Source organism: Streptomyces sp. NEAU-W12 (genome assembly GCF_026242095.1).
Lineage (GTDB): Bacteria > Actinomycetota > Actinomycetes > Streptomycetales > Streptomycetaceae > Streptomyces.
The window spans coordinates 157,971-169,295 of the sequence record NZ_JAPJDM010000010.1; the positions used below are offsets into that span (position 1 = coordinate 157,971).

The 11,325-nt window shown below is 72.3% G+C and carries 11 protein-coding genes; 7 read left to right on the plus strand and 4 right to left on the minus strand.

The genetic code is table 11. The features are described from left to right. The first annotated feature begins 108 nt into the window (after positions 1–108). The 6 genes from ORI94_RS14785 to ORI94_RS14810 all read left to right on the plus strand — a co-directional run bounded on the left by ORI94_RS14785 (position 109) and on the right by ORI94_RS14810 (position 6,603). Positions 109–1,347, plus strand: coding sequence for a Mur ligase family protein (locus tag ORI94_RS14785; protein WP_266075330.1), 1,239 nt, complete (start codon positions 109–111; stop codon positions 1,345–1,347). A gap of 43 nt (positions 1,348–1,390) precedes the next feature. After that, positions 1,391–2,119, plus strand: a complete 729-nt coding sequence (locus tag ORI94_RS14790; RefSeq protein WP_042169609.1) for a type 1 glutamine amidotransferase — start codon at positions 1,391–1,393, stop codon at positions 2,117–2,119. Between the two features lie 197 nt (positions 2,120–2,316). Continuing rightward, complete coding sequence (locus ORI94_RS14795; RefSeq protein WP_266075332.1) at positions 2,317–3,342, plus strand: 6-phosphofructokinase; 1,026 nt, start codon at positions 2,317–2,319, stop codon at positions 3,340–3,342. Positions 3,343–3,470: 128 nt separating this feature from the next. Next, positions 3,471–4,421 carry a cytochrome c oxidase assembly protein gene (locus tag ORI94_RS14800; RefSeq protein ID WP_266075334.1) on the plus strand — a complete coding sequence of 317 codons (951 nt, stop codon included), beginning with the start codon at positions 3,471–3,473 and terminating at the stop codon, positions 4,419–4,421. Positions 4,422–4,565: 144 nt separating this feature from the next. Beyond that, positions 4,566–6,413 carry a serine/threonine-protein kinase gene (locus ORI94_RS14805; RefSeq protein WP_266075336.1) on the plus strand — a complete coding sequence of 616 codons (1,848 nt, stop codon included), beginning with the start codon at positions 4,566–4,568 and terminating at the stop codon, positions 6,411–6,413. Positions 6,414–6,426: 13 nt separating this feature from the next. After that, entirely contained in the window at positions 6,427–6,603 is a 177-nt protein-coding gene (locus tag ORI94_RS14810; protein WP_266075338.1) for a hypothetical protein, read from the plus strand. A gap of 53 nt (positions 6,604–6,656) precedes the next feature. Here the strand turns inward: ORI94_RS14810 and ORI94_RS14815 are convergent, their stop codons facing one another. The 4 genes from ORI94_RS14815 to ORI94_RS14830 are packed head-to-tail and all read right to left on the minus strand — an operon-like array spanning position 6,657 to position 10,728. Next, positions 6,657–7,862: a sensor histidine kinase gene (locus ORI94_RS14815; protein WP_266075340.1), complete on the minus strand. Its 1,206-nt coding sequence runs from the start codon at positions 7,860–7,862 to the stop codon at positions 6,657–6,659. Continuing rightward, on the minus strand, positions 7,859–9,574 hold the full coding sequence (locus tag ORI94_RS14820; protein WP_266075342.1) for a cation acetate symporter: 1,716 nt from the start codon (positions 9,572–9,574) through the stop codon (positions 7,859–7,861). Before ORI94_RS14820 ends, ORI94_RS14815 begins: the two co-directional genes overlap by 4 nt. A gap of 15 nt (positions 9,575–9,589) precedes the next feature. Continuing rightward, positions 9,590–9,946: a hypothetical protein gene (locus ORI94_RS14825; RefSeq protein ID WP_266075344.1), complete on the minus strand. Its 357-nt coding sequence runs from the start codon at positions 9,944–9,946 to the stop codon at positions 9,590–9,592. An 11-nt stretch (positions 9,947–9,957) separates the two neighbouring features. After that, positions 9,958–10,728, minus strand: coding sequence for a LytR/AlgR family response regulator transcription factor (locus ORI94_RS14830; RefSeq protein ID WP_266075346.1), 771 nt, complete (start codon positions 10,726–10,728; stop codon positions 9,958–9,960). Between the two features lie 101 nt (positions 10,729–10,829). Between ORI94_RS14830 and ORI94_RS14835 the strand changes: the two genes are divergently transcribed. Beyond that, positions 10,830–11,312: an Lrp/AsnC family transcriptional regulator gene (locus ORI94_RS14835; protein WP_266075349.1), complete on the plus strand. Its 483-nt coding sequence runs from the start codon at positions 10,830–10,832 to the stop codon at positions 11,310–11,312. Positions 11,313–11,325 lie beyond the last annotated feature (13 nt).

An 11,325-nucleotide genomic window follows, 5' to 3' on the forward strand; every position in this document is an offset into this window, starting at 1 on the left:
GGGTGGCGACGTGGTTCTGGAGTGCGAACGGATCTCGATAGGCTGAGGTTCACACCACGTGGCCGTCAGCCACAGGCGCGGCGCGTACGCAAGGAGGATCGAGACTTGATGGCAGGCAACTCGGACCCGCTCACGCCGCGGGCCAAGCTGGCCGTGACCGCCGGCAAGGCGGTCGCAGCGGCATCACGCGCCGCGGGACGCGGCAGCGGTTCGGTGATCGGTGGCCGGGTCGCGCTCAAACTCGACCCCGATCTCCTCGCCCGGCTCGCCCAGAACCTGGACTGCATCCTGGTGTCGGCGACCAACGGCAAGACCACCACCACCCGGCTCATCGCGGAGGCCCTGCGGGCCGCCGGGCCGGTCGTGTCCAACGCCCTCGGCGCCAACATGCCCGCGGGCATCACCTCGGCGCTCGCGGGCGGCTCGGAGTCGAAGTTCGGCGTCATCGAGGTCGACGAGAAGTACCTCGCCGGTGTCGCCCGCGACACCGACCCCAAGTGCATCGCCCTGCTCAACCTCTCCCGCGACCAGCTCGACCGGGCCGGCGAGACCCGGATGCTCGCGGAGAACTGGCGCGAGGGCCTGGCCGGCTCCAAGGCGGTCGTCGTCGCCAACTGCGACGACCCGCTGGTCGTGTGGGCCGCGTCCTCCTCCCCCAACGTGATCTGGGTCGCCGCGGGCCAGATGTGGAAGGACGACGCCTGGTCCTGCCCGTCCTGCGGCGGCGTGATGCAGCGCCCCGGCGACGACTGGTTCTGCGGCGAGTGCGGCTTCCGCCGGCCCACCCCGAGCTGGGCACTCTCCGGCGACCACGTCCTCGACCCGCACGGCTCCGCCTGGCCGATCCACCTCCAGCTGCCGGGCCGCGCCAACAAGGCCAACGCCGCGAGTTCCGCGGCCGTCGCCGCGGTGTTCGGAGTGCCCCCGCAGGTCGCCCTGGAGCGCATGTACCAGGTGCAGGCCGTCGCCGGCCGGTACGACGTCGTCCAGTACCAGGGCCGTGACCTGCGGCTGCTGCTCGCCAAGAACCCCGCGGGCTGGCTGGAGACGTTCTCTCTCATCGACCCGCCGCCCACCCCGGTGATCCTGTCGGTGAACGCCCGCTCCGCCGACGGCACCGACACCTCCTGGCTGTGGGACGTCGACTACACCCGGCTGACCGGCCACCCGATCGTCGTCCTCGGCGACCGGAAGCTGGACCTCGCGGTGCGGCTCGAGGTGGCGAACCAGCAGTTCCAGGTCTGCGAGGACCTCGACCAGGCACTCCAGCAGTGCCCGCCCGGCCGGATCGAGGTCATCGCCAACTACACCGCGTTCCAGGACCTGCGCCGCCGCGTCGGCAACTGACGCCGGCGACGCATCGCGACGTACTCACAAGGACAGTGACTTCATGAGCGACAACGGTCTGCGGATCGTATGGATCTACCCCGACCTGCTGAGCACCTACGGCGACCAGGGCAACGTGCTCGTCGTGGAGCGCCGGGCCCGGCAGCGCGGCCTCGACGTGTCCCGGCTCGACGTGCGCAGCGACCAGCCGATCCCGACGTCCGGCGACATCTACCTGATCGGCGGCGGTGAGGACCGTCCGCAGCGGCTCGCGGCCGAGCGGCTGCGCCGGGACGGCGGCCTGCACCGGGCGGTGGGGAACGGCGCGATCGTGTTCTCCGTGTGCGCCGGCTACCAGATCCTCGGCCACGAGTTCATCAACGACCTCGGCCAGCGGGAGCCCGGCCTGGGCCTGCTCGACGTCGTCTCGGTGCGCGGCGAGGGCGCGCGGTGCGTCGGCGACGTGCTGGGCGACATCGACCCGCCGCTGGGACTGCCGCCGCTGACCGGTTTCGAGAACCACCAGGGCGTCACCCACCTCGGTCCGACGGCCCGCCCGCTCGCCCGGGTGCGTTTCGGCAACGGAAACGGCACGGGGGACGGCACCGAGGGCGCCTACAACGACACCGTGTTCGGCACGTACATGCACGGTCCGGTGCTGGCCCGCAACCCGCAGATCGCGGACCTGATGCTGAAGCTGGCGCTCGACGTCAACGCGCTGCCGCCGACCGACGACCACTGGTACGAGGCGCTGAGGGACGAGCGCATCTCGGCCTCGCAGCAGCCCGCGTAGGCCCCGCGCTCCCCTGTGCCCCCTCGGACGGGCCGGTGCCCCCGGCCCGTCCGAGGGCTGATTCGCACAGGTGAGCACGGTAGTCCAGTAGGCGGACGCGCTCTTCGGTCCCACCCCCCGGTGCCGCTAGGGTGGCGGGGATCGAGCCGGACGACGCGGTCCGGTCCCGGCCCACGGCTAGAAGGTTGTTTCGGGCTATGCGTATTGGTGTCCTCACGTCCGGCGGCGACTGCCCCGGCCTGAACGCCGTCATCCGCTCCGTCGTGCACCGTGCCGTCGTCGACCACGGCGACGAGGTCGTCGGCTTCCGGGACGGCTGGAAGGGCCTCCTGGAGGGCGACTACCTCAAGCTCGACCTCGACGCGGTGGGCGGCATCCTCTCCCTCGGCGGCACCATCCTCGGCTCCTCCCGGGTCCGTCCCGAGCATCTGCGGGACGGGGTGGTACGGGCCAGGGGGCACGTCCAGGAGCTCGGCCTCGACGCGATCATCCCGATCGGCGGTGAGGGCACCCTGAAGGCTGCCCGGCTGCTGTCGGACAACGGCCTGCCGATAGTGGGCGTGCCGAAGACCATCGACAACGACATCGCCGTCACCGACGTCACCTTCGGTTTCGACACGGCCGTCGGTGTGGCGACCGAGGCGCTGGACCGGCTGAAGACGACCGCCGAGTCCCACCAGCGGGTGCTCATCGTGGAGGTCATGGGCCGTCACACCGGCTGGATCGCCCTGCACTCCGGCATGGCGGCCGGCGCGCACGCGATCGTGGTGCCGGAGCGGCCCTTCGACATCGAGGAGCTGGCCGCGAAGGTCGGCGCGCGGTTCTCGGCGGGCAAGCGGTTCGCCATCGTGGTCGCCGCGGAGGGCGCCAAGCCGCGGGCCGGAGGCATGGACTTCGACGAGGGCGGCAAGGACGTCTACGGCCATGAGCGGTTCGCCGGGATCGCACGGCAGCTCTCCGTCGAACTGGAGGCACGGCTCGGCAAGGAGGCGCGTCCGGTGATCCTCGGACACACCCAGCGCGGCGGGACCCCGACCGCGTACGACAGGGTGCTGGCCACCCGGTTCGGCTGGCACGCCGTTGAGGCCGCGCACCGCGGGGAGTTCGGACGGATGACCGCGCTGCGCGGGACGGACATCGTGACGGTGCCGCTGGCCGAGGCCGTCGAGACGCTGAAGACGGTGCCCGAGGACCGCTACGCCGAGTCGGAGTGTGTCCTGTAGCACCTGCCGCCCGTCGTCGCTCCGGCAGCCGCCGGGCGAAGCCGCCCCCGGTCGCAGCCGCGGCCGGGGGCGGTTCTAGTCTGGTGCGGACAGACGGCGGACAACCCCCCACGAAACGGAGCCGGCGGATGGATCACAGCGGGCACGGCATGACCATGGATCTGCCGCCGTTCACGCTGGGGCGAGGGCTCGCCTGGTCGGCGGACCCCTTCTTCCTCGTCGCCTGCCTGCTGGGACTGGGGCTGTACGGCTGGGCGGTCGTGCGCCTGACGCGGCGCGGCGACAAGTGGCCGGTGGGACGGACCGTCTCGTTCGTCCTCGGCGTGCTGAGCATCGGTCTCATGATGTGCACCGGGCTGAACGACTACGGCATGGTCATGTTCAGCGTGCACATGGTGCAGCACATGGTCATCAGCATGGTGTCGCCCATCCTGCTCCTGCTCGGCGCCCCGATCACGCTGGCGCTGCGCGCCCTGCCGCCGGCCGCCCGCGGCAGCAAGGGGCTGCGCGAACTGCTGCTGATGCTGCTGCACAGCCGCTACATGCGGGTCGTCACCCACCCGCTGTTCACCATCCCGATGTTCATCGCGAGCCTGTACGGGCTGTACTTCACCCCGCTGTTCGACTTCCTGATGGGCTCCCGGGTGGGGCACATCGCGATGATGGTGCACTTCCTCGCGGTCGGCCTGGTGTTCTTCTGGCCGATCATGGGTGTGGATCCGGGCCCGCACCGGCCGGGCCATCTGATGCGGATGCTGGAGCTGTTCGCGGGCATGCCGTTCCACGCGTTCTTCGGCATCGCGCTGATGATGGCGTCCGCGCCGATGGTGACGAGCTTCCAGAACCCTCCGGGCTCGCTGGGTATCGACGCGCTGTCCGACCAGAACGCGGCCGGCGGTATCGCCTGGGCGTTCAGCGAGGTCCCGTCCGTGCTGGTACTGATCGCACTGCTGTTCCAGTGGTACGCCTCGGACCAGCGGCAGGCCAAGCGCACCGACCGGGCCGCGGACCGCGACGGGGACAAGGAACTCGAGGCGTACAACGCCTACCTGGCCTCCTTGCACCCCACTGGGAAATGAACCCTTTCGATCACTTTCTCCCCCCTTCTCTCCCTGTCGCTCACTTTCTCCCCGATTCACCTGAGAGGTGCCACCGTTCAGTAGCATGAGCCGCCAGAGGCGGGCCGCCGGAGGGGGAAGCGGTCGCCGGGGGGAGAAGCGGTCATGGCACTGCGCGCGTCGTCGTCGGGAGCGGGCCGGGTCGTCGCCGGCCGTTATGTGCTGCTGCACCGGCTGGGCCGGGGCGGTACGGGGCACGTCTGGCTGGCCCATGACCAGAGACTCACCTGTGAGGTCGTCCTCAAGGAGATCGTGTCCGACGATCCGGCCGGGCCGGGGCAGGAGCGGGAGCCCAGGGTCGCCCGTGCCCGCGCGGAGGTCCGGCACGCGGCCGGTCTGCGTGATCACCCGCATGTGGTGACCGTGCACGACGTCGTGGAGCACGAGGGCCTGCCGTGGGTCGTCATGGAGTACGTGGCGGGCGCCGTGAACCTGAGGGAGCTGGTCGCCCGGCGCGGCGCGCTCGCTCCCGCCGAGTGTGCCCGGGTCGGGCTGGCCGTACTGGACGCGCTGACCACCGGTCACGAGCGGGGCGTGCTCCACCGGGACGTGAAACCGGCGAACATCCTGCTCGCCCCGGACCGCGCCAGCGCGCCGTACGGGCGGGTCCTGCTCACCGACTACGGCATCTCCGTGCGGCCGGGCACCGGTGAACCGCGGCACACCTCGGCGTCCGGGGTGGTCGGCACCGAGGGCTGGCCGGCGCCGGAGCGCGCCACCGGGAGTCCGGCGACGCCGGCCGCCGACCTGTTCTCCCTGGGCTGCACGCTGTACCACGGTGTCGAGGGACGCGGCCCCTTCGAGCGGGAGTCACCGCTCGCGTCGATCGCGGCGGTCGTCACGGAGGAGCCGCACCGGCCGGTGCGGGCGGGCGCCCTGGGGCCGGTGCTGCGGGGCCTGCTCGAGAAGGACCCCCGGCGGCGGACGTCCGCACGGGTGCTGGAGGCTGAGCTGTCGCGGCTCGTCACACCCGAGTCGCAGTCGTACGCCCGGCCGCCCACCGGCCTGGGCTCCCAGCCGCCCTGGGCCGCACCGGCCCCGCCCGCGGGCACCACAGCGCCCGCGGGAGCCGCTGAAGACGTGGCTCCCGCGGGACGCACGGCACCCGCACCCGCACATCAGCGTCCGCGCCGCCCCGTCCCGCGGGCGGCTGCCGCCGTCGGGCTCGGCGTGCTGCTGGCCCTGGGCGGCGCCTGGTACGCGCTGGCCGGCCGGACGGACGACGGGAGGGCGACGGCACCGTACGGGGATGCCGTGGGACTCGCCGAACCACTCGAGCGGGGCGACTGCGTGCGCGCCGTCTGGCCCGGTGGCCGCCGGTTCGCCGGCGTGCCCCGGCTCAGCGTCGAACCGGCCTGTGCGGGCGCGGCGGGCCGGGAGGTCGACGGGCAGGTCATGGGGTTCGTCGGGGCCGCCTCCGCCGAGGAGGCGCGGGAGCTGGGTCCGGCCCGGTGCGAGGAGGCCACCCGGGAGTTCCGCGGGCGTATGGCCGCGGTACGCCCTCTCGCCGTCGTACCCGTCCCGGAGGGTTTCGAGGAGACCGGGCGGCGCACCGCCTGTCTGGTCCTGGGGGCGCGGGGGCCGGTGTACGGACCGCTCGGCGACCGTCGCCCGTACGGCACGGCGATCGCGGATATTGTGTCGATGCAGCGCCGGGACTGCCTGGACACGCGTCCGGGGCGTCGGGCCCTGCTGGTGCCGTGCGGTGGCCGGTACGAGGAGCAGGTACTCGGGTTCACCCGACTGGGCGAGGAGGTCACGCTCACCGAGGCGCGCGCACTGGCGGACACGGCCTGCGCCCGTGACGTGCCGCCGCGTGACTACGGCTTCGACCCGTCCGTCCACGAAGCCGGGGCGTGGACCGGTGAGCTGTCCTGGGACACGGGCCTGCATGTCGTCGTGTGCACGGTAAAGCGGCAGAACGGGGGCACCATGGAGGGAACCGAACCATGAGGAGGGTGTCGCGATGCCCGGTTCCAGCAACGGTTCCACCTCGACGAAGACCATGGGAGTACTCACCGTCGGCGGGCTCGTCGTCGTGACGGCCTACACGGTGGCGCTCGGCAGCAACGGATGGCTGTGGTTCGGCTGGGTCGTCCTGGGGCTGATCACCCTCGCCATGGTCACCACACACAGTGCCTGAGCCACCGGACAGGCCCTGGCCGAGCCTGTCCCGGCACCCGACCGGCGGGCGGCTCACTTCGGTGTGAGCCGGCCCGCCAGGTGCACGCCCGGCTGGTACTTCGGCAGCCGGACGGTGACTCTCATGCCCGCGCCGACCGCGGTCTCGATGACGAGGCCGTGGTCGTCGCCGTACACCTGGCGGAGCCGGTCGTCGACGTTGGACAGGCCGATGCCGCCCGTGTGGTCGACCTCGCGGGCGAGGATGCGGCGCAGCAGGCCGGGGTCCATTCCGGCGCCGTCGTCCTCGATCACGACGAGGGCTTCGGCACCGGTGTCCTGTGCGGTGATCTGGATGTGGCACTTGTCGGCCTTGCCCTCGAGGCCGTGCTTGACGGCGTTCTCGACCAGGGGCTGCAGACAGAGGAAGGGCAGGGCGACCGGGAGCACCTCGGGAGCGATCTGCAGGGTGACGGAGAGACGGTCGCCGAAGCGGGCCCGGACCAGCGCCAGGTAGTGGTCGATGGCATGGAGCTCGTCGGCGAGGGTGGTGAAGTCGCCGTGCCGGCGGAACGAGTAGCGGGTGAAGTCGGCGAACTCCAGCAGCAGCTCGCGGGCCCGCTCGGGGTCGGTACGCACGAACGAGGCGATCACGGCGAGTGAGTTGAAAATGAAGTGCGGGGATATCTGGGCCCGCAGCGCCCTGATCTCGGCCTCGATGAGGCGGGTGCGGGACTGGTCGAGATCGGCGAGTTCGAGCTGGACGGAGACCCAGCGGGCGACCTCCGCGGCAGCCCGGACCAGGACCGCGGACTCGCGGGGCGCGCAGGCGACGAGGGCACCGTGCACCCGGTCGTCGACGGTGAGCGGGGCCACGACGGCCCAGCGCACCGCGCAGTCGGGGGTGTCGCAGGTGAGGGGGAAGGCCTCGCCGCGTCCGGACTCGAGGGGGCCGGCCAGGCGTTCCATGATCTCGGTGCGGTGATGGGCGCCGGCACCGTCCCAGACGAGGACCTGTTCGCGGTCGGTGAGGCACAGGGCGTCGGTGCCGAGCAGGGAGCGCAGTTTGCGGGCGGACCGGCCGGCGGTCTCCTCGGTCAGTCCGGCGCGGAGCGGGGGTGTGGCCAGGGAAGCGGTGTGCAGGGTCTCGAAGGTGGCGTGCTCGACGGGGGTGCCGAGGCCGGCGAGGCCGGGCGACCGTGCGGTGCGCCGGCCGAGCCAGAAGCCGGCGGCCAGCAGGGGCAGGACGGCGACGCACAGGCCCGCCAGGAATCCGCTCACTTGGACGACACCTCCGTTCGCAGTTCCTCCGGCAGATGGAACCGGGCGAGCACCGCCGCCGTGCCGGGCGGCACCCGGCCGGGGGTGGCCAGGGAGACCAGGATCATGGTGAGGAAGCCCACCGGCACCGACCACAGGGCGGGCCAGGCGAGCAGCGCGTGCCAGGCGCCCTGGCCCGGGTAACCGGCCATGGTCGCGGCGACGGCGAGGAAGGCGGAGCCGCCGCCGACCAGCATGCCGGCCGCCGCGCCGGGCGGGGTGAGCCGGCGCCACCAGATGCCCAGGACGAGCAGCGGGCAGAACGAGGAGGCCGACACGGCGAAGGCGAGCCCCACGGCGTCGGCCACCGGCAGCCCGCCGACCAGGACGCTGGCCAGGAGCGGGACGGCCATGGCGAGGACCGTGCCGAGCCTGAAGTGCCGTACGCCGCGCGAGGGCAGGACGTCCTGGGTGATCACGCCGGCCACGGCCATGGTCAGCCCGGAGGCCGTGGACAGGAACGCGGCGAAGGCGCCCCCGGCGACCAGCGCGCCGAGCAGGTCGCCGCCCACTCCCCCAAACATGCGGCCGGGCAGCAGGAGCACGGCGGCGTCCGCGTCACCGGTGAGGGCCAGTTCGGGGGCGTACAGGCGGCCGAGGGCTCCGTAGACGGGAGGCAGCAGGTAGAAGGCGCCGATCAGGCCGAGAACGGCGACGGTGGTACGACGGGCGGCGACACCGTGCGGGCTGGTGTAGTAGCGGACCACCACGTGCGGCAGGCCCATCGTGCCGAAGAAGGTGGCGAGGATCAGTCCGTACGTGGCGTACAGCGGGCGTTCCTCGCGGGACTCGGCGCGGGAGGGCGTCAGGGCGTCGTCGGCGCCGCGTCCCGCGGCCGGGACCTCGGCCCCCTCGGCGAAGGTCAGCCGGGTGCCGCCGTCGATGCGGTGGGTGCCGGCGGTCAGGTGGACCTCGGTGCCGTCGTGTTCGCGGCCGTCGACGGTGCCGTCCACGGTGACGGCCAGCGGGCCGGCGATTCTCAGGTCGACGGTGTCGTCGACGCGGACGACACGCTGTTCGCGGAAGGCCGCGGGTTCGTCGAAGGCGTGACTGGGCGCCCCGTCGCTCTGCCAGGCGAGGACCAGGAACAGGGCGGGCACGAGCAGGGCGGTGAGCTTGAGCCAGTACTGGAAGGCCTGCACGAAGGTGATGCTGCGCATGCCGCCGGCGGCGACGATGACGGTGACCACGACGGCGACGATCACTCCGCCGAGCCAGTCGGGGGCACCGGTCAGCACGGTCAGGGTGAGTCCCGCGCCCTGGAGCTGGGGCAGCAGGTACAGCCAGCCGACGCCGACGACGAAGGCACCCGCGAGCCGCCGCACGGCGTGCGAGACGAGGCGGGCCTCGGCGAAGTCGGGCAGTGTGTAGGCGCCGGAGCGGCGCAGCGGTGCGGCGACGAACAACAGCAGGACCAGATAGCCGGCGGTGTAGCCGACCGGGTACCAGAGCATGTCGGGACCCTGGACCAGGACCAGGCCCGCGATGCCGAGGAAGGACGCGGCGGAGAGGTACTCGCCGCTGATGGCGGCCGCGTTCAGGCGGGGGCCGACCGTGCGGGAGGCGACGTAGAAGTCGGAGGTGGTGCGGGAGATGCGCAGGCCGAAGGCGCCGACGAGGATGGTCGCCAGGACGACGAGGGCCACGGCGGGTACGGCGTAACTGGAGTTCACGGCGCCCGGGTTTCCTCAGCGGTCCTCGACGAGCCGCACGAAGTCACGTTCGTTGCGTTCGGCGCGGTGTACGTACCAGCGGGCGAGCAGGACCAGTGGCGGGTAGAGCCCGAAGCCGAGTACCACCCACTCCAGCCGGCGGGCGTCCGGGGCGGCCGCGAAGACCAGCGGGAGCGGTCCGACGAGCAGGACGAGGACCGCGAACACGGTCAGGCCGGTGCGCAGTTGGATGCGCATCAGGGAACGGACGTAGGTGTGGCCGAGGGTGGTCTGCTCGTCGATCTCGGTGCGCGGGCGGTAGTAACCGGAGGAGCGGCGGGTGCGGCGGGGCGGGCCGGTGACGACCACCCGGCGTTCGGTCGGGTCCTGCACGCCTTCTCCCCTCAGCCCGTGGTCCTGCGCATCAGCAGGTCCCGCAGTTCGCGGGTGTGCCGCCGGCTGACCTGGAGCTCCTCGGAGCCGATCAGGACACTCACGGTGCCCGTTCCGAGACGGAGTTCCCCGATGTGGCGCAGGGCGACGAGATGGCGGCGGTGGATGCGGACGAAGCCGCGTGAGCGCCAGCGTTCCTCCAGGGTGGACAGCGGTATGCGGACGAGGTGGCTGCCGCGGTCGGTGTGCAGGCGGGCGTAGTCGCCCTGGGCCTCCACGTGCGTGATGTCGTCGACCACGACGAAGCGGGTCACTCCGCCGAGTTCGACGGCTATGTGGTCCGGGTCGGGTTCGTGCACGGGGATGCGCGGGGTGCTGTCGCGCTGTTCGGCGGCGCGCAGTTCGACGACGCGACGGACCGCTTCGGCCAGCCGTTCCGTGCGGACGGGCTTGAGGACGTAGTCCACGGCCTTGAGGTCGAACGCCTGCACGGCGAAGTCCTCGTGCGCGGTGACGAACACGACCAGCGGCGGCCGGGCGAAGCCGCCGAGCAGCCGGGCGAGGTCGAGGCCGTCGAGGCCGGGCATCTGGATGTCGAGGAAGACGACGTCGATGGCCTCGGGTCCGTCGGGCCCCGACTCCAGCGCGCGGTTGATGCGGCGCAGCGCCCCGGTCGCGTCGCCGGCGCCCTCGGCACTGCCGATGCGGGGGTCCGCGTGCAGCAGGTAGAGCAGTTCCTCCAGCGAGGGGCGTTCGTCGTCGACGGCGAGGGCGCGCAGCATGAAGGTGGAGTCTAGGGGGGATTTCCGCGTCTGGACATGGCTCGGACGTGGGCTTTCCCGTCGGACGGCGAGGGCCTGCCGGTGCTGGTTACAGTGCGGGTATGAGCAGCAGGCCGGCACCGTTCGACGAGCTGGACCGACAGATCGTCACCGCGCTGGTGGCGAACGCCCGGACGTCCTTCGCCGAGATCGGCGCGGCGGTCGGCCTGTCGTCGACGGCGGTCAAGCGCAGGGTGGACCGTCTGCGCGAGACGGGGGTGATCACCGGGTTCACGGCGACGGTGCGGCCGTCGGCGCTGGGCTGGCGCACGGAGGCGTACGTCGAGGTGTACTGCGAGGGGGCGGCGCCGCCCCGGCGGCTGGCGGAGGTGGTGCGCAACCATCCGGAGATCGCCGCGGCGATGACGGTGACCGGGGGCGCCGACGCGCTGCTGCATCTGCGGGCGCGGGACGTGGAGCACTTCGAGGAGGTGCTGGAGCGGATCCGTGCGGAGCCGTTCATCCGGAAGACGATCAGTGTGATGGTGCTGTCCCACCTGATCCCGGAGAGTCCGGAGGCGGGCGCGAGCCAGCCGGCTCCGTAGCGCCCGCGGGTCC